The organism is Maribacter cobaltidurans (assembly GCF_002269385.1).
Lineage (GTDB): Bacteria > Bacteroidota > Bacteroidia > Flavobacteriales > Flavobacteriaceae > Maribacter > Maribacter cobaltidurans.
The window spans coordinates 2,716,852-2,735,945 of sequence record NZ_CP022957.1; the positions used below are offsets into that span (position 1 = coordinate 2,716,852).

Genomic DNA, 19,094 nt, shown 5'->3' on the forward strand with positions numbered 1-19,094 from the left:
TTATTGGTATTGAATTGTTAGTAAATCTATTTTTTGTTGGATGTTTACATCTGCATAATTTTCGTTCTTATCTATATAATTTCGTCAAGGAAGCTTCTTTCCCATACTTGGCTGTTTTTATAATCTGTCATGCTCAATCCAGTAACATTTTTAAACTGTCTGGATAAATGGTTCACGCTACTGTAATCGAGTAGATAGGCTATGTCCGAGAACGCATGCTGTTGCAACTGTATGAGCTCTTTGACCCTTTCGACCTTCAGTTTTATAAAGTACTTTTCAATGGTAATGTTCTCTTTTTTAGAGAAAATCTTGCTCAACATCTTATAATCCCGATGTAGTTCTGCTGCCAAATGTTCGGAAGTCTTTTCCTTAATATGTAAAGGAAGGTCTGTTACAAGTTCGATTAAGGTGATCTTGATATTCTCTACGATCATTTCCTCCTCGTTCTTGGCGATTTCAAATCCGTTGGAATGAAGCACCTCCGCTATTTTCAAATCGATTTTTTTATCAATTTCAGTAGTGATACGGACTGATAGTTTGCCCAGTTCAAGGGAAAGCACTTCTACACCGATTTCTTCAAGGTCCTGCTTTATGACCTTAAGGCACCGACTGCAGACCATATTCTTGATCCAGTATTCTCTCTGAGAATCCATACTTTAGGGTTTATTAAATGTTCTAATTGCTTGTGTCCATAAGGACTCATTATTATTTGGTATTTTGACCAATTGGAGCGAGTGTCGTTGGAATAAAGGGTACGACATTAGAGGGCAGAACGCGATGTCGGCCAACAAGAAGTACAGATTATTGGATCAATAATCTGTTTGAAAAAAAATCAAATAAGGAAAGTTTCATGAAGCACAAGAGTGTCCTTCTCTATCCATGGCGGATCATAATTTACAAAGGGAACGATGTTTTTATCTAGCCCTTCAAATCGATTTATATAGGTGTAAAAAAAGCTATGTAAGAAAACATAGTTTTCGATGCTGAATTCCGCGGTAACCTTTTTAACGTTGTCATCACCGGCCTTGCTAAATGTTTCATTCCTGCAACAATCCTCGGCTCCTACAGAACACTCCTTGGAAGGACTTTCGCTTTTTTGAACTTTATCATCACAAGATTTTGCCTTACCAAATACGGCAATATCCACTAATTTGTTACAACAGAAATGCATATCAGCGCTAAAGGATGTGGTCGCAAAAAGTATTGCGAACGTCAAACCGATGGATACTATTTTACGTAAAAAGCGCTTCATACTCTAAAATTAGCAAAAAACCGTTTGGGTTTTAAAATTACCTGTCAATTTAAAAAATATATAATAATCTCATTTTTATATAGTTACACTCAATTTAAATGACATTATTTTTCAAAAGTAACGTAAGTGATCAAACACAAACATGACGATCGTCATGTTTGTAAAAAAAGTTGAATGTAGCAACTCGAATAAAAGCTATTCTTGTTCTTTACTAAACACAATCAGCATAGTACTAAAAAAAATTGTTGACGCTTGCGGGTATAGGACAGTATAAATCGGATGCGTTCAAACACTCAATTAGACCCCCTTGTAGAGAAATTATTGATTTTACTATCTTCTATAATATGCGCTGAAGACTACATATTTGTTCTTTGCATACGATTTTTTAGCAAAAGACGTTTATTTTTAAAAAGTCTTTGTTATGGAAAGAAAACAATTTTTACGAAGTTTGGGTGCCGGTGCCGCGTTTGCCATTGTTTTTCCGTGTGTTCAAGGCTGTTCCAAAGATGGTAACGGAGACGTTTCCCCAGAGGATATGAGACCGATACCTACCGGAATCGATTTTACGATAGACCTTAGCTCCAACGAGGGTAATGGCTTACAGAACAACGGCGATTATATTTTGAAGGACTATGTGGTCGTAGTTAAAAATTTAGAAGGTAATTTTGTGGCGGCCAGTCAGATATGCAGCCATCAACAGACCGAGGAAGTTAGGTTTGTGGAGAACGACGGCGGTATTTACTATTGTTCTACCCATGGCGCACGCTTTGACCAAACCGGAAAGCCCTTAAACAGTATTACGAGCAACCCTTTAAAAATATTCCAGACTGAACTTACGGGAAACCTACTTCGGGTCTTTGAATGAATTAGACTGAGCTAAGGTTTGGGTATCGTTTTGATTTTCACATTTTTCAATTGAATGAGTGAGAGTTCTTCCAGTTGGTCATTTTCAAAAGCCTTCTCGATTTCATCAAAATCAATGCCGTCTTTTATTTTAGGTTGTAGGTTACGGTAATCCTGTATTACGACCCCATTAACGTTGCGCTGGTTGTATGCTTCCCGAAACCGCATTCCCCCTTTGCCGGTAAAGTATTTGTAAGCCAGATAATCCATACTATAATCCTCAACATCGAACCAATAGAGGAACACATCCTCAAAATCATCGCCACCGCCCTCTTGTTTGAAAGTAATACGGATTTTATAGTACTCCTTACCTTTTATCAAGCTTCTACCTTGGTCTTCTACAATGACCGCGGGGTCTTTGAGCCATAATGGAAGAAATGCAAAATACATCACTGAATTTACCGAATTGGTATAGGCTTTCTCTCTTTTTTCGGTAAGGCTTATCAAGGTATCGGCCACATAGCGGACCAGCCCCTTATTGGTATAGACATCCCGTATTTCCGTGCCATCGCCTTTCTTGCCGATTCTTGTGTATTCAAATCGCCCTTGGTTTCTTTTGTATGTATACTGATAATCCCTAAAATCAAATGAAGCCTTTGCATTTTTCAATTTTTCGGTTCCCGAAACCGCTATGGCCTTATCGATGATATCTTGTTGCGCAAAGGAAAGACTAAAAGATAGTATGGATATGATTATTGGAATCGAAAAAAAGAATGGTTTGTTGCTTACTTGTTTCATATAGTTCTTGATCGGTCCAGTTGTTTTTTGGTAATTCATTTTATTTCTTGTTTGTTGGTATTCCCTTATTCTATTCATCAATAGCTTTGGTCTCCGTCTGTAAAAAGTCCGGTGCCAAGAACTGTATCTGTTCCCGTATTTTTTTTGCCTTATCTTCTTCCCCGGTACTGACATATCGCAAATAACGATGGTAAAGCGCCCCCACTTTTACAAATCGAATTTCTTCCTCTGCCAAGTTGGAAAGATAGGGGTCTTTCCCAGCAGGAAGATTAGTATTTAATAAGGTCAACAAATCATCCAACTCCTTGCCTGTAATATAGCTTGCACTGCCCGAATTGGCTTGTTGCGATAGAATAGGTGCCTTAAATTCAACAGACCTTCTGTCATCGGTATTCAGTTCAACACCCGACAACCGATTTCTAATGGCCTCCAAGTTACCTAGATAAAAAAGACCGGCCATGTGGTTGTTTTCCGGGTCAATTTGCTTACCCACTACATGGACAATATTTTTGCGTAAGGTATTATCGTTAAGCTGTGAGCCTGCTTCCTGGCCAACGAGTACGATACTGGCCCGGTCCGTGGAAAAATCGGCCCGCCAGAGTGTCACTTGTGGATAAACGGCTGCAAATGTAGCGGCAATGGTATTGAAGTTCTCAGGTGTAAGCTGGTATAGCGGTAACCATTGCGCAAAGATGCCACCGGGCGATAATCGCTTTTTAACTTGTTCAAAATGCTCAAGGGTGTAAAGACTTCCCGTACCCGCATGCCACGGGGTAAAAAGGTCTCCGATAATAACGTCGAATTTCTTATTGGCGCCCAGAAGAAAGTTTCTGGCATCGTCAGCTACGATATGCGCCCGTTTATCTTTGAAAAGTCCATTGGTCCAAGGTGAAAAATAACGTTTTGCCGCAGTAACCACGTTGGACACCAGTTCAACGGCTACTACATTTTCTACATCATGATTAAACGCGGCACCTGCCGTGATGCCGGTACCCAGTCCCAAAAACGCCACATTTTTAGGTGCTGAATGTATCATAAGCGGAACATGGGCCTGCATTTGCTCGACCAAAAACGATTTCGAATCCCCGAGCACATAAAAATTATCTAATCGCATCTCTAAATTTCCCGCCAATTGTATTATAGAGACGACACCGTCGCTTGATTGCCAATAATCCAGTACTTTTTCTCCTGTTTTCAATTGTACAAGAGGTGGGTTTTTCAACACGAATATTCCGAAAATCAATGCAACTGGTAATAAAAGTTGAATAATTTTCTTTTTTCCGGATGCTGGGAAAACAATCAATAGAGCTAAGATGCCATACAGAACAGCAATGATTTTTATACTATTCCAGAGGCCGACCAAATCAAATAGAACAAAACCTGCCACTACCGGTCCCACAAAGCCGCCCAACGAATTGTAGAGTACTAATTTGCCCGCGATTATCCCAGATGGCATATGGATTGTAGGGGCCGCTTTCAACAGAAAGGGAAACACGGCACCTAAAATAATAGTTGGAGGCATAATTACTATTAGGCTTAGTTTAAAGACGGACCATATATATGTAAGCCAAGATGCGTTCACTGCAAGGTACTCAAGTCCGTTTGTCACAGTACTGAATACCGTTGGAGATATTCCTATCAAAATTGCGGCCGAGGCCAACAATAAGATCAAAAATTTTGTTGACGGCGCCCTTAGCCTTACCAGCACATGGGATAAAATACCGCCAAGCCCTAGGGATAAAAGGAACACTACCAATATTGCAGCGAACGAATAGACCGAATTTTGTAAAACTTGGGCTAACATTTTAGTCCATAAGGTTTCGGCCGCTAGTGCCAAGGCCCCGGAAAAAAAGGCGACCGTGATGAATTGGCCATAACCCAATTCGGATGTAGCGTAAGTGGATTTTTCGTGCTTTTCAGGCCAATCGAAGGCTTCAAGAGCAGCTGGGTGGGGAGTCTTATAAAAGCGGTCGATAACAAGCGCCAGAACCCCTACGGAAAGAGCCAGGGCCATGGCAAAGCCATAGGTTGCACTGACCCCGTACCTAGCTAACAAATAAAACGCGGCAGCAAAAGCACCTAGAGCGGCCCCTAAGGTATTTACGGCATACAAAATCGTTCCACGTCTTGAAAGGTCAATTCGATTTTTCCCGATGTACTGTGCCAAAACGGGAAAGGTGCCTCCCATTAAAAATGAAGGAAAAAAAAGTAATGAAATACCAAATACAAACTTGATGACTAAGAGAACGCTTCTTGAAACCCCTAAAAAAGATACGATATCAGAATAGTACTTTTCGTAGAAATGGAGGCCAGGAACCAACAAGAGTGCCGTTACGGCAATACCTAGCTCCATAAAGCCATATAAGCGAAGTGGACGTTTAAAACGGGCGGAAGCCTTGCCAAAAAACCGTCCCCCAAGGGCCAATCCGAGAAAAAAAGCGGATAATGTTGCAGCTGTTGCATACGCCGCATTCCCGAAAACAAGTCCCAGCCGGTACATCCAAATCACTTGGAATATAAGGCCAGCGGTGCCGGACAACAAAAACAAGGCACATAAGAAAATGAAGCTTCCAGAACGTTCAAATTTTGGAATCGCTAACAGGTTTTTCATAAAAAATGTAATTGACAACTTTGCCTTCAGCAAACTTAAAAAGAAAAGAGGCCCTAAAAAGCCTCCTCTCTTTTTTGTATGACATTTTCAAATATTTTCAATCCAAACAGCCAACATAATTGGGGTTGTTCGATTCTGACTGTGGGACTAGAAATTTAAGATTGGGATTATATTCCCCTCCCTTGAAATAAGGCCCCCATGGAAACACACTTGAGGGCATCATATCATAAACATCCACAAGTCTTCTTAGGTCTCCCAGTCGATGACCTGTACTGAACAACCAAAAGGCACGTTCTGAAAAATGGGCCAGCAACAGGTCTTCGCCACTAATTCCTGAGAGGTCTAACTCTGATAGACCCATTGCGGCCCTAAGTTCATTATGTATATTCTCGACGGTTTGGGCATCATCTGCACTAGCGGCCGCCTCGGCTTCGATCAACCTTGCTTCTATTCCTGAGGCCAAGGCCACGGGTACACTGGAGGAATTGAATTTGAGTTGGTTGTAATACAGGGTAATATCATCTTGTCCAAATTCCGTGCCCCCGTCCCAAGGTGTCCGGGGATCCATAGCGGAGCGGTACATTAGACCATTGCCGCCTTTGCCATCTGCTATAGAAAACTGACGGCGAACAGTGGTCATTATATAAATACCGTTCTCTTGTCTACGACTGTTGTCTGATTGTTCAATATTGTAAACAAAATCTGATGGAACAGCAGATACTTCGCCAGCCGCGGCATCAATTTGTCCTAGGCCCAAAAGGGAGCGGGCCTTGCCTAACCGCCCCAGGTTGGCCAATTTATCGTTGCTGCCGGCGTTGGTGATGGCTTGATCAAACCATTCGACCGCAGCATTAAACATTTGCTCAGTAGTCAAAGGCTCGCCATAGATCAATTCACCTCCGTCGGCAGGTGCCTTGCTAAAGGGAACCCCACCGCAAAAGGTTTCTGCGAACATGACATAGGCATACCCAACGATACTTTGCATCTCGCTTTCCACTTCTGGATTTCCGCCGAAATTGGCAAGAAGGTCTATAGTAGTTTCGGCCCCGGTTCGTGATCTGTGCAGGTTACCATAAATTGTATTTATGTCACCGTTAATATCTTGAAGGTTTCGGGTATCAGCCTCACGTCTAGTGGGGAAGGTTCCAGAATAACTATACTCATCAGCCATAAGGCCGCTCATAACGATTAGGCCCGTGGTAGCCCCATGGCCTGCTGCGGAACCGCTCATGGCCACGGCAAGATCTCCCAAAGAACCCGCGCGCAGGGTTTGTATACCGGCTTCGCTATTAAGCGATTCCGGTGTAACAATATCAGGATCTGTAACTTCTACCACCGAATCGCAAGATATACTCAACGATGTAAGTACAACCAAAACAACGACATTAAAGATCAATCTGGAATAGTTGTTTTTTATTTTCAGTAATGTTCTCATTTTCTTAGATTTTTTAATGTTAAAAAGATAGGTTTAGCCTTGCTTTCCAAGAACGCACGGGTGGTTGACTGAGAAATTCCTCAGTAGTAAAATTGGCTTGCCCCTCAGAACTTATTTCGGGATCAAGTCCCGTGTAGTCGGTCCATACACCCAAGTTTTGCCCGGAAAGCGTCAGGCTTATACGGTCAAAACCAAGTTGACTCGAAAAGGTGACAGGCGCATTATAGGTCAACGAAATTTCACGAAGCCTCCAAAACGAAGCATCTTCAATATAACCAGCATTAGTGCCCAAAAATTTTGATGCAACGGCCCTTGCCTGATCGGCAAGCGAGGCATTGGGATCGTTCAGTTCTTGGTTGTTACTATTCCCGTTTCGCCAAGAACCGGTGTTGTTATAAAGTTTTTGACCACCCCTGTAGTTTAGGAGTCCTCTTAGCACAAATTGATTTTCGAAAAAACTAAGTGTTGGGGTAAATGAAATATCAGTAGTGGCAAACGGCGTACCTAAGTACCCTACTTCCCCAACTTGTATCTCATCCTGCCCAATGAAACCATCGCCATTGGCATCGTTAAAAGTATAGGTTTCATCCCAGTAACCGCCAAGGGGAAAGCCTTCAACGTGACGTTGTTGACCAAAAATGACCGGTTGTATGCCCTCACCCAATTCTATCAATTCATTATCTATGAACGAACCCACAAAATCCACCCCAAAGAAAAACTTATCGGTTTCGATGATTCTTGTATTCAATCCAATTTCAATACCCGAGTTTTTAACGGAACCCAAATTTTCAAAGCGCCCTTCGCCCACGCCGAGCGATAAGGGCAATTGCCTAAATATAAGAGCATCTTCGGTACGTTTATTAAAATAGGTCATTTCAAAGCCAATTTTTTCGGACAATAGTTTCGCATCAAAGCCGAACTCAACTTCCGTTGACCGCTCTGGGGTTAAGTCGGAGTTTCCAACGCTGCCAATAGTGACCCCGGTAACACTTTGTCCGTCCAGTGTAGCGGCTATGGGATTGAAAAACCTCAGCGCATCATTGGTGCCCGGTTGTACCCCCGAGGCTCCCCAGGCTCCCCTAAGCCGTAACGAGCTTATGCCATATTTGTCGGAATCATTGAAAAATTCTTCTTCCGAAATCAGCCAAGAAGCACTCACTTTGGGGTAAAATACCGAATTGAACGAGGCACCAAAAGAACTCCCGCGATCGGCCCGTACGGCACCTGTCACGAACAATTTGTCATTAAAACCGATCTGTTCCTCCACAAAGACCCCTACGGTACGCGACTCGATGGTCTGTTCGTTACTTTGTGTTACTGCTGCCCCCGCAATAGAATTACTACCCGCAACCAACTGAAGACCGGTTGCGAAGGTGCCTTGCGAAAGATTCTGTAAATATTGGAATCCAAGGGAAGTTCTGGAATTTATGCCCTCCCAAAGATCTGTTTTGTAAGAACCTACGGCATCCAAAGTATAGACAAAATCGTTGAACCTATTAGAGAACCGGGCACCTTCGTCGTAGTTTAGAAAATCAGGGGCTTCACCCGTGGGGAAAAACTGACTGTCCCAACGGGATGTAAAATCTAGGCCTCCGGAGGCTCTTAGGTTCAATTTTTCAGAGGGTTGCCAAATGAGTTCAAGACCACTGGTAAAACGATTGATTATTTGCCGGGTGTCTATGGTAAACAGTTCATCGGGTGTAAATTCACCCCAACCGTTGTTGACATCTATGGTCGATGTACCATTTAGGCCCTGACTCATTAATGCGAGGGCAAAATTATCGTTCAAGGGAAGTTCCAGATTACTGTTGGTGTAGCCCGTGGTCAAATTTACCTTAAGGTCATCAGTAATCTTGGCTCCGAAATTTCCCCGGAAATTCGTTCTTTTTATGTTATTGACGGGCAACACGCCTTCACCGTCGGTAAGACTTCCCGAAAGGAAATAGGTGAGTACTTCCGAACCTCCCGATACGCTCAACCCACCGCCATAAGACTGTCCGGTTCTAAAAGGCGAGGTACGCGGGTCGTTCAAGGGCTGAAAAGAATTGACCGTACTGTGGACAAAAGTGCCTTCGGCCGCTTCAAAGTTGAAACCGGGATTGCCTGCTGCGTCAAGTGCCTGATAGTTTTTGGGATAGGTTGTTACATCTTCTACCAAACCGCTCTCGAAAAATGCAGACCATCTTGGTTCTCCTTGTTTACCTTTTTTAGTGGTAATACGAATTACACCGTTGGCCGCAATAGATCCGTATAATGTTGCCGCGGAAGGACCCTTGATGATTTCGATAGACTCAATATCCTCTGGGTTGATATCATTTAAACGGGAAGGGGATTGCCCACCTGTTTCAAAAGAGATTGAATTTGCCTCGTTATTAATCAAAATACCATCAACATAAATTACTGGTTCGTTGGAAAGGGATGCACTGTTCGAACCCCTGATCCTAATGCGCGAGCCCATGCCTGTAGAACCTCCACTACTTGAAATCTGAACGCCGGTCGCCTGCCCCTGAAGTAGGTCCGAGACATTGCTTATCGGCCGCTGCTTTACGTCATCGGCAACGTTGAGATTCGCAATGGAATTTCCCATCTCAACCTTACGGCGCGCACCGGTTGCGGTAACGATTACTTCGTTCAAATCCATTGAACTTTGCATCATGGCAACGTTAATTACGTCTGCTTGTTTTACACTGATTTCACGTGAGGAAAAGCCAATATAGGAGAACACAAGAATATCGCCCTCAGAAGCTTCTATTTCATATTCCCCATCAAAATTGGTGGAAACCCCTTTAGTGGAGCCCTTGATTACAATACTCACTCCACCTAAGGGAATATTGTCTTGATCGGTTACCGTGCCAGTTACCGTCATGGTTTGACCCGGAACCTTTGGAGGATTGGATGAGGCCGGACTAGTACCGGAATTCAACTTTTTGCCGTTTTCAACCAACACGATAAGTTTTTTTCTAATTTCAAAAGAAACATTGGTTTTCTTTAGAACTATACCCATCAGTTCATCTATCTTGACTTTGTCAACGTTTACGGAAATACGTTTATTGATGTCTAAAGTGGAATTCTTATAAAGAATGTTGAAATCGGTTGTTTTCTCTATTTCTTCAAATATTGACGCTATCGTAGCATCCTTCATGTTCATAGAAATATTGGATTTCTGGGAATACGTGTTATTTGCCTGAAGTTGAAAAAAGGCAACCAAAAGAAACAACATGGTAATTTTCATTTTCAGGTCTATTTTAATCGTAAAATACCTTTTACATAGTGTGTTTTTCATACTTTTGAGAGAGTTTAGAAATTGGTCAAATAGTTTTTAAATTCGTTTGGAATCATGGGATTGTTCCAGCAATCCCTGATTCTTTTAAGGTTCACTCCATACGCTTAGTTTTTAAGGTTAATTTTAATGTTATTGTTTTCAATGTTGTAATCAAAACTTTTAATCCGTTGAAAAGCCTGTAGTATTTCCTCAATGGTTTCCGTTTTAAACCTTCCTGTATATCTTTCTTTGCTTACCTGCATATCCTTTATCTCGATTTTTACATCATAGTGCCTTTCAAGTTTTTTTGCGATATGATAAAAGTCTTCGTTCTTGAACAACAATATGCCATTTTTCCAAGCAATGTAACTGCTAACATCTATATTGGCAGTGGATAGTTCATCATCGGAATAGGAATAGGAAGCCAGCTGATTCGGTTTTAGGATTACATCTCCCGAACCAATAGAATTATTCCGACCGACTGACAGACTACCTTCAATAAGTACCACTTGAATATGTTCGTCATCCCGATAACTGGAAATATTAAATTCCGTCCCTAGGACCTTTGCATCAAGAAGTTGTGTGCTGACCGTAAATGGCCTTAAAGAATCTGAAGCAACGGTAAAGTAAGCTTCCCCTCTAAGAACAACATTCCTTGGACCTTCGTCGTAAAATATCACTGGGTATGTAATTGAGGAACCCGAATTAAGGTATACTTCCGTACCATCGGATAGTAACAACTGAAACTTTTTTCCATAAGGCACATCCAAGGTGTTGAAAACCAACCGATTCACCTTTTTTTGGTTCGATGCTACTTTTTTATAGGTAATTTTAGTGCCTTCTTGCTCTACCACATAGGCATTTGTAGTAGACACTATTCCGGTTGCCTTGTCATTTAAGGTTTCCTTTTTAGACCCATCTTCAAAAGTAATCGTGGCTTCTTTTTCAAGAATTACTTCAGGACTACGTTGCTCGTAAGCATAAATACCTAACATAAGAACGCCGACAAAAATCGCGGCGTACCTGAGTAGTAAGTTCCTTTTTTTGACCTTGCCTGCGACGAGTCTAGTGTGATTAAAAGCCGATATCAGATTTTTCTTTAGGTGTTCTGTACTTTCTTCTTCTCCAGCCCCGGTTATTAGATGATGGAGTTCCACTTCTTCCTGAAAGCTAGATTTATTTTTATCGACCCATTTGGCCAAAATATCAAGCTCATCCAAAGTTGCCGTATTGATCAAAAATTTGTGTATGATAATTTCTATTTTCTTATTTTTCATCGATGATTTTTAGGAAAGTCCCAATTCATATTATGTAAACGATTGAACTATACAATACCCTTACTTTTTATTGTCAATAATCTATAATATTGATTTTTTTTTGTTAAAATAGCCTATGAATTCAAATAACTTAGATGAAAAAATTAATGTTGAAGCAATCCAAAAAGGGGATAGGAAGGCTTTCAAAACAGTCATTGAGTTCTATTATAATGAAATCTATTGGTATGCAAAAAGTTTAAGCCGTAACGAAGCTTTGGCAAAAGATTTGGTGCAGGAAGCATTTTTTAAACTATGGAAGAAAAGGGATAATATAAAAAAGGGAACTATCTTAAAGGGATGGCTCTACAAGTCTGTCCGAAACAATTTTTTGGACCATGTAAAAAAGTATAAGAAAGAAACTTATTTTTTCGAGACTACCTATGCCGAAACTTTGGACCTTGTAATTGAAAGAGAATATCAAGAAGACTTAAAACATAAGGTGGAACTAGTTGAAAAAGAGATCGAACAGCTTCCAAAGAAGTGCAACCAAGTATTTAAGTTAAGTAAGAAAGAAGGGCTAACCAATACTGAGATTGCGGAACATTTGGGTATCTCCATCAAAACGGTCGAAGGACATCTTACCAAAGCCCTCAAAATTTTAAGGGAAAAATTAAAAGAAAAAATTCAGGTGCTGTTTTTAATTCTTGGCCATGTGAGGTAAAAAGGACAAATGTCCTTACATCGGTTTTCAATTGACATGGTCTAAAAATTATGATTCTTTCTTTTAAAGGCCATAGGTTATTGAAAAGTTAACCCCGAATGGATGCCCAGGCCGTAATCCGGCAGGAACCCTTGACACCGCATAGGTGGTGTCGAACAAGTTAATGATATTGGCGGAAAAGGTGAAGTGGCTATTATAGAAATAGCGGCCCGACATGTCAACGACAAAATTGGAATCCACCCTTAAATTTGTGGGAATGGTCCCTGTTCCTGCTTGTGTCCTGAATGCATCGATATAGCGTGCGCCCATGTCAATGCCAAACTTTTCATGCCCCAGGCCAAGGTTCAAATTGAACTGGTTCTTGGCGATATAGGGTATCTCATCACCCACCGAGACTTCCCCGAATATAGCGTTGGCACTGTCAAATGAACTAAGGAACTCGGTATCGGTCAAGGTATAGTTAAACGTTAACGGTAAGCGGACCTTTTCCGAGCTGTTATTCAAAAGGTTATAGTTCAACGATACTTCTACACCGCTGACCCTTACCTCGCCAGCGTTGAATTGGTCCAAGCTGCCCGTACCACCTGTAGCCGCAAGGTCGCTCCCCAACAAGTTTTGATAGTCGTTATAGTAGCCTACCACTTCGCCTTGAATTCCATGGTAATTAAAACGGGTACCCAATTCATAATTTATACTGCTTTCCGCATCTTGGCCTTCGGTATTGCCGGGAGGGGAAAACCCTTTGTGCACCCCGCCAAAAACGGAAAGATTTTCGGTAAAGGTATAATTTGCCCCAATTCCCGGAATCCAAACATCCACTTGGTTCTCACGTTCGGAAAGGTCCGTACCCGATCTCGTTGCATCGTTGGTACCGTAATTTATCCTGCCCAAGGTAATATTCTCGTACCGAATACCTGGGGTCAATGTAAACCTGCCCAAATTTAGTTTGTACAAGGTATGCGCGGCAATTGCCTTTGCGTTGCCGATACGGTTTGCATCCGCCCCTTTGATGCCGACCGTTGTGCGTATTAGTTCATTGTTCTGAAAACCATACCTGTCTACCCATTGAAACCTATCCTCCTCATCCTCATGGTAGCGAATACCCAGCTCCAGGCTTTGTAACCAGTCAGCGCCCCATCGCAACCGGGCAATGGACTGTATTCCTTGGGAGGTATACCTCCTGTTATTCGCTTTTATGCCGAACACATCTTCCGGGGTATCCGTGTTTCCCAACAAGGCATTGTATTCCATGGCATAGGTTTCCGGATCTGTGAGCACATTGTTTATTCCAACGCGCTCCCCAAGATTTACATCGTCCAATTTGTACCAGTTGCGTTTAAACTTGTTCACATATCCCGTGGTGGTAATGGACAGGGTCTGGGAAAGTTTAAGAAAATGTGTTAATTGGTATTGTTGGTGCTCCGCGTCCATCACATCTTCCGAGGATGCCCTGTATCTACGGTACGGGTTTTCATTGAAATCGGCATCGGTCAACCCTAAATAGGTTTCATTGGCCCTTTCTTCGGAAAATTGGATTTTAAAGAGAAGGGATTGATAGACTTTGGCACCTTCATCGGTATTCATTCGAAACTTTGCCAAATAGTCCGATTTGTCAAAACCCGTATTTCCCCCTCCGTCAATATTTTTAAAACCGTCTGAATTGTAGTTATAGTATTCGCTTACGAATCCGAAGTTCTTAAAACTATCGCCTATTACGATCTGCGTATTCTTTGAATTGAAGTTACCGGCCGATAAGGTCGCTCTTCCAGTAAACCGGTCCGGTATCCGGGTAGAGATCATGTTGATGGCGCCACCCGTAGTATTTGGCCCGTACTGGACCTGACTACTTCCCTTCAATACTTCCACGGCCTGCATCCTTGCGATGGTGGGAAAATAATATGCGGCAGGGGCACTGTAGGGGGCAGGGGCTATAAGTACCCCATCTTCCATAAGATTGATTTTTGCACTACGTTCCGGAGAAGTACCCCTTAAACTGATATTGGGCCGTAATCCAAAACCATCCTCCTCGTATATGTTGACCCCGGGCACGTTTCTCAATATCCTGTTAATATCGTTGTAACTGAATTTTTGAAGTTCTTTCGCCGATATATAATTTGCGGAACCCGTTCTGTTCATGGCTTCAAATTTACTCCCTAGAATTGCACTTCCATTGACTATGACCTCGTTTAAAACTTCCGTTTTCAGGACAGTTGAATCTTTGCCATCATTGCTTTCCTGTGATAATCCTAAATTCGCTGTCAGGAGCATTATTGAAAATACAGTTAAAAACCATTTCATATTATACTTATTTAGATTGAATAAAAATAAAATGCAAATATAATTTTTTTTTTAGAATTGACGCAATCTTATTGAGAAAGATTCTAAATAATTTCCAATTATAATATTACTATAAGTTTGTTGCCTTATGCCAAAGTTTGATAATTGTCATCTATTTTCGAAAGACGAACAATTAGATTTGCATATTGAATAATTTTGATTTTAAAATTTTGTTAAATTTTAAGGGCATGTTAAATTTTATGTATTTTTGCAGTATTGATGAAAAGCGATTTTAATAAAATAGCGTCTTTTATAATGGCACTAGTAGTGTTGTTTTCAACCTTTTCTTTTACGGTTGAACAACATTATTGTTGTGACAATCTGGTTGATTTCTCCTTCTTTGGCCAAGTCGAATCTTGCGGAATGGAGATACGACAAACTCAGAACTCACACAATGACAATTTTGATTCTAATGATTGTTGTGATGATATTACATTTTCAAAAAACGGGCAACACGACTTGAAACTTACATTTGAAAAATTAAGTTTTGAACAGCAACACTTCGTTGCTTCTTTCGTTTACAGTTATTTAAACCTTTTTGAGGGATTACAAGAAAATGTAGTTCCTTTCAGTTGCTACTCATCTCTTCTTTTCGTTAAGGATATTCACATTCTGGATCAAATTTTCCTTATATAAAAGCGTATTGTATTGTTGAAGTATGGCTGTGCTATTGATATAGTGTGGTTCATATATTTATTGCCTTTGGAACATCTCATTTAATTCCAACCTAACATTACATAATATGCTTAATAATATCATAAAATACTTTTTAGAGAACAAACTAGTTACTGTTCTCATTTTAATAACTTTAATTACTTGGGGAGTTGTTACTTCTCCTTTTAATTGGGATACAGGGTTTCTCCCAAAAGATCCCGTACCGGTCGATGCTATACCCGATATTGGGGAAAACCAACAAATCGTTTTCACACAATGGCCAGGGCGTTCCCCACAGGATATCGAGGATCAGATATCCTATCCTATGACTACCTATTTGTTGGGTATACCAGGGGTAAAAACCATTCGTAGTTCTTCCATATTCGGATTCTCCATGATCAATATTATTTTTGATGAGCAAACCGAGTTTTACTGGTCCCGATCCCGGATTTTGGAAAAATTGAACTCTCTTCCGGCAGGCCTGTTGCCCGATGGTGTAACCCCAGCTTTAGGACCTGACGCTACAGCATTAGGGCAAGTATATTGGTATACGCTGGAGGGTAGGGATAAAAATGGCAATCCCACTGGTGGTTGGGACTTGCATGAAATTCGCACCGCACAGGACTTTTATGTAAAATACGGTTTAAATGCTGTTGAAGGTGTTTCAGAAGTAGCTTCGATTGGTGGTTATGTACAGGAATATCAAATAGATGTAAATCCTGATGCCCTTAAAGCCTATAACATTCCCTTGCATAAGGTTATGCAAGCCGTTCAAAAATCCAATAGGGACGTAGGCGCAAAAACCATCGAAGTCAATCAGGCGGAATATTTGGTAAGGGGCTTGGGGTACATCAAGAAAACTGAAGATATAGAAAAAGCGGTTGTTGCTGTCCAGGATAACGTTCCTGTACGTATCAAAGATATTGGAGTGGTCAGTTTAGGTCCAGCGACGCGTAGAGGAGTGCTTGATAAAGGGGGTGCAGAAGTTGTTGGGGGTGTTGTAGTGGCCCGTTACGGTTCCAACCCCTTGGCGGTTATCAACAATGTCAAGGATAAAATAAAAGAAATTGCACCTGGGTTACCAAAAAAGACCTTGGCCAATGGTGTTGAAAGCCAATTGACTGTTGTGCCATTTTATGACCGTACTCAACTTATACATGAAACCATTGGCACGCTCGAAAATGCCTTATCCCATGAGATTTTAATCAGTATCATTGTTGTATTGGTACTTGTCCTCAATTTAAGGGCTTCCATTATTATTTCAAGCCTGTTGCCCGTTGGGGTATTGATGACCTTTATCGTCATGCAATATGCCGGTGTCGACGCCAATGTCGTTGCTCTATCAGGCATTGCCATTGCTATTGGTGTTATGGTGGATGTGGGAATCGTATTTGTTGAAAATATTATTAGGCACTTGGAAATGCCAGAGAATCATGGCGTTAAAGGGAAAGAGCTTATGCAAGTAATTTATAAGGCAACTGTAGAAGTAGCTTCAGCCATTACAACAGCATTGGCCACTACGGTTGTAAGTTTCGTGCCAGTTTTTGCCATGCAATCGGCCGAAGGAAAATTATTCAGGCCTTTAGCGTTTACCAAGACCTTTGCGTTGTTAAGTGCGTTTGTTTTAGGTATTATTGTATTGCCAGCACTGGCCCATTTTGTAATGGGAGTGAATTATGACAAAAAACGCGTACGCCGTTTTTGGTCTATATTATTGATTGTTGCAGGTATTGTATTTGCTATTTATGCCCATATGTGGCTGCCGTTGGTTATAACGCTGATCGGATTGAATAATTTATTGGAGCCTAAATGGCCAGAGAAATATAAATTGTACCCCAATTATATCAATTTAGGACTAACGATTTTCATCGCTTCTTTTTTCCTTACAGAGGAGTGGATGCCATTAGGACCTCAAAACGGGATCATCATAAACTATATTTTTGTGCTGTTTTTGATCGGAATTATTTTGGCGGCGTTATTAGCCATTGTACATTTCTATACCCCGGTATTACGATGGTGTTTGCAGAACAAAGGAAAATTTATGCTAATACCTTTTGTGACGCTGTTTTTCGGGGTTTTGGTTTGGATTGGCTTCGACAGTTCTTTCGGAATTGTTGCCAAAGGCCTTGAATCCGTAGGATGGAAAAGCGTTCGGCAATCCTCTGGTTGGCAGGCGGCTTCAAATAGATTTCCTGGTATAGGGTCGGAGTTTATGCCATCACTCAACGAAGGGTCGTTCCTATTGATGCCTACCTCAATGCCACATTCTGGGGTAGAATATAATAAGAATATAGCAGGACAGCTGGATATGCTGTTGGGAAATATCCCCGAAGTAGAATTGGTCGTGGGTAAGTTAGGTAGGGTAGAATCGGCACTCGATCCGGCACCTATTTCCATGTTTGAAAACATCATCAATTACAAGCCTGAATTTATTTTAGATGAAGAAGGTCATAGGGTCCATTTTAAAGTGGATAAGGAAGATAGGTTTATTACCAAACAAAAGGACACCCTGACCAATGAAGAAGCCTTAAAACAGGGAATTACCAAAAAAGATTTGATAGAGGACGACAATGGCGAATTTTTCCGCAACTGGAGGCCACAGATTAAATCGCCGAACGATATTTGGGACGAAATTGTTAAGGTCACAAAAATTCCTGGTATAACATCGGCTCCCAAATTACAGCCCATTGAGACCCGGTTGGTCATGTTGCAAACAGGAATGCGTGCTCCCATGGGGATAAAGGTATTTGGGCCAGATTTAAAAACAATAGAAGAATTTGGAATGCAATTGGAGGGTATTTTAAAAGAAGTTCCTTCAGTAAAAGCAGAGGCCGTATTTGCGGACCGAATTGTTGGAAAACCCTATTTGCACCTTAATATTAATAGAGATGAAATATCCAGATATGGACTTAACGTGGAAGATGTACAGCAAAGCATTGAAACCGCCATTGGTGGTATGAAAGTTACTTCTACAGTCGAAGGTAGGGAACGGTTTCCTGTAAGGGTGCGTTATCCAAGGGAATTAAGGGATGATCCAGAGTCTTTAAGTAAAATATTGATTCCCACCCCAGTAGGAGCTCAAATTCCACTATCACAAGTAGTTGATTTTGAATATGTAAGAGGGCCACAGGCCATCAAAAGTGAAAACACCTTTTTGGTGGGCTATGTTCTTTTTGATAAACGCGATGGCTTTGCAGAAGTAGATGTTGTGAACGACGCGCAAGAAGCCATTCAAAAAAGAATTGATACAGGGGAATTAACCGTACCAGCGGGAATTAGTTACAAATTTTCTGGTAGTTATGAAAACCAAATCAGGGCAGTGAAAAGATTGTCCATTGTTATACCAATCAGTTTAATTGTTATATTCCTGCTGCTGTTCTTCCAATTTAAAACAGTAATAGCATCATCCATTCACTTTTCGGGTGTATTTGTTGCTTTTGCAGGAGGGTTTATCATGTTGTGGCTTTATGGACAGGATTGGTTCATGAATTTCGCCATATCCGGTGTTAATATGCGCGACCTGTTTCAAATGCATACCATCAATTTAAGTGTTGCTGTTTGGGTAGGATTTATTGCCCTTTTTGGCATCGCAACAGATGATGGTGTGATTATGGGAACCTATATCCATCAGGTTTTTGAGGAAAAGAACCCACAAACCATTCCAGATGTAAGGGCGGCAGTACTGGAGGCTGGAAAGAAAAGAGTCCGTCCGGCAATGATGACGGCAGCGGTGGCCATTATTGCACTTTTGCCTGTGCTTACCTCAACAGGAAAAGGGGCAGACATAATGATTCCCATGGCAATTCCGACCTTTGGGGGGATGGCCATTCAAATCATGACCATGTTTGTAGTACCTGTATTACAGGCATATTGGAGGGAAACGGTCATTAAAAATCAAAATAAGAAATTGAAAAAAATACAATAA

The 19,094-nt window shown here is 41.3% G+C and carries 12 protein-coding genes; 4 read left to right on the plus strand and 8 right to left on the minus strand.

Annotated elements, in window-relative coordinates; all coding sequences use genetic code 11:
• Nucleotides 1-71: 71 nt before the first annotated feature.
• Together CJ263_RS12035 and CJ263_RS12040 are read right to left on the minus strand one after the other, a co-directional pair.
• On the minus strand, nucleotides 72-653 hold the full coding sequence (locus CJ263_RS12035; RefSeq protein WP_094997501.1) for a helix-turn-helix domain-containing protein: 582 nt from the start codon (nucleotides 651-653) through the stop codon (nucleotides 72-74).
• A gap of 179 nt (nucleotides 654-832) precedes the next feature.
• On the minus strand, nucleotides 833-1,252 hold the full coding sequence (locus CJ263_RS12040; RefSeq protein ID WP_094997502.1) for an HYC_CC_PP family protein: 420 nt from the start codon (nucleotides 1,250-1,252) through the stop codon (nucleotides 833-835).
• A gap of 421 nt (nucleotides 1,253-1,673) precedes the next feature.
• Between CJ263_RS12040 and CJ263_RS12045 the strand changes: the two genes are divergently transcribed.
• The gene (locus CJ263_RS12045) at nucleotides 1,674-2,117 is read left to right on the plus strand and encodes a QcrA and Rieske domain-containing protein (RefSeq protein WP_094997503.1); all 444 of its coding nucleotides are present in this window, start codon (nucleotides 1,674-1,676) and stop codon (nucleotides 2,115-2,117) included.
• A gap of 11 nt (nucleotides 2,118-2,128) precedes the next feature.
• Here CJ263_RS12045 and CJ263_RS12050 read toward each other — a convergent pair whose 3' ends face one another.
• The 5 genes from CJ263_RS12050 to CJ263_RS12070 all read right to left on the minus strand — a co-directional run bounded on the left by CJ263_RS12050 (nucleotide 2,129) and on the right by CJ263_RS12070 (nucleotide 11,478).
• A complete protein-coding gene (locus CJ263_RS12050) occupies nucleotides 2,129-2,932 on the minus strand; it encodes a DUF6503 family protein (RefSeq protein WP_158657141.1) in 804 nt (267 codons plus the stop codon).
• 31 nt (nucleotides 2,933-2,963) lie between these two features.
• Entirely contained in the window at nucleotides 2,964-5,504 is a 2,541-nt protein-coding gene (locus CJ263_RS12055) for a spermidine synthase (RefSeq protein ID WP_158657142.1), read from the minus strand.
• Nucleotides 5,505-5,601: 97 nt separating this feature from the next.
• Complete coding sequence (locus tag CJ263_RS12060) at nucleotides 5,602-6,939, minus strand: hypothetical protein (protein ID WP_094997506.1); 1,338 nt, start codon at nucleotides 6,937-6,939, stop codon at nucleotides 5,602-5,604.
• Between the two features lie 19 nt (nucleotides 6,940-6,958).
• On the minus strand, nucleotides 6,959-10,222 hold the full coding sequence (locus CJ263_RS12065; RefSeq protein ID WP_094997507.1) for a SusC/RagA family TonB-linked outer membrane protein: 3,264 nt from the start codon (nucleotides 10,220-10,222) through the stop codon (nucleotides 6,959-6,961).
• Nucleotides 10,223-10,326: 104 nt separating this feature from the next.
• Nucleotides 10,327-11,478, minus strand: a complete 1,152-nt coding sequence (locus CJ263_RS12070; protein ID WP_094997508.1) for a FecR family protein — start codon at nucleotides 11,476-11,478, stop codon at nucleotides 10,327-10,329.
• 115 nt (nucleotides 11,479-11,593) lie between these two features.
• On the opposite strand from CJ263_RS12070, the gene CJ263_RS12075 reads away from it, so the two are divergent.
• Entirely contained in the window at nucleotides 11,594-12,178 is a 585-nt protein-coding gene (locus tag CJ263_RS12075; protein WP_094997509.1) for an RNA polymerase sigma factor, read from the plus strand.
• A 63-nt stretch (nucleotides 12,179-12,241) separates the two neighbouring features.
• Here the strand turns inward: CJ263_RS12075 and CJ263_RS12080 are convergent, their stop codons facing one another.
• Complete coding sequence (locus CJ263_RS12080) at nucleotides 12,242-14,476, minus strand: TonB-dependent receptor family protein (RefSeq protein WP_094997510.1); 2,235 nt, start codon at nucleotides 14,474-14,476, stop codon at nucleotides 12,242-12,244.
• A gap of 294 nt (nucleotides 14,477-14,770) precedes the next feature.
• On the opposite strand from CJ263_RS12080, the gene CJ263_RS12085 reads away from it, so the two are divergent.
• Both CJ263_RS12085 and CJ263_RS12090 read left to right on the plus strand, forming a co-directional pair.
• Complete coding sequence (locus tag CJ263_RS12085) at nucleotides 14,771-15,151, plus strand: HYC_CC_PP family protein (protein ID WP_094999231.1); 381 nt, start codon at nucleotides 14,771-14,773, stop codon at nucleotides 15,149-15,151.
• Between the two features lie 106 nt (nucleotides 15,152-15,257).
• Nucleotides 15,258-19,094, plus strand: coding sequence for an efflux RND transporter permease subunit (locus CJ263_RS12090; RefSeq protein ID WP_094997511.1), 3,837 nt, complete (start codon nucleotides 15,258-15,260; stop codon nucleotides 19,092-19,094).

What these genes read in the sequence shown, in the direction of transcription:
- CJ263_RS12045 (WP_094997503.1), top strand. Translation starts at nt 1,674, where the DNA reads ATGGAAAGAAAACAATTTTTACGAAGTTTGGGTGCCGGTGCCGCGTTT.
- CJ263_RS12070 (WP_094997508.1), bottom strand. Translation starts at nt 11,478, where the DNA reads ATGAAAAATAAGAAAATAGAAATTATCATACACAAATTTTTGATCAAT.
- CJ263_RS12090 (WP_094997511.1), top strand. Translation starts at nt 15,258, where the DNA reads ATGCTTAATAATATCATAAAATACTTTTTAGAGAACAAACTAGTTACT.
- CJ263_RS12050 (WP_158657141.1), bottom strand. Translation starts at nt 2,932, where the DNA reads ATGAATTACCAAAAAACAACTGGACCGATCAAGAACTATATGAAACAA.
- CJ263_RS12060 (WP_094997506.1), bottom strand. Translation starts at nt 6,939, where the DNA reads ATGAGAACATTACTGAAAATAAAAAACAACTATTCCAGATTGATCTTT.
- CJ263_RS12085 (WP_094999231.1), top strand. Translation starts at nt 14,771, where the DNA reads ATGGCACTAGTAGTGTTGTTTTCAACCTTTTCTTTTACGGTTGAACAA.
- CJ263_RS12055 (WP_158657142.1), bottom strand. Translation starts at nt 5,504, where the DNA reads ATGAAAAACCTGTTAGCGATTCCAAAATTTGAACGTTCTGGAAGCTTC.
- CJ263_RS12035 (WP_094997501.1), bottom strand. Translation starts at nt 653, where the DNA reads ATGGATTCTCAGAGAGAATACTGGATCAAGAATATGGTCTGCAGTCGG.
- CJ263_RS12040 (WP_094997502.1), bottom strand. Translation starts at nt 1,252, where the DNA reads ATGAAGCGCTTTTTACGTAAAATAGTATCCATCGGTTTGACGTTCGCA.
- CJ263_RS12065 (WP_094997507.1), bottom strand. Translation starts at nt 10,222, where the DNA reads ATGAAAAACACACTATGTAAAAGGTATTTTACGATTAAAATAGACCTG.
- CJ263_RS12075 (WP_094997509.1), top strand. Translation starts at nt 11,594, where the DNA reads ATGAATTCAAATAACTTAGATGAAAAAATTAATGTTGAAGCAATCCAA.
- CJ263_RS12080 (WP_094997510.1), bottom strand. Translation starts at nt 14,476, where the DNA reads ATGAAATGGTTTTTAACTGTATTTTCAATAATGCTCCTGACAGCGAAT.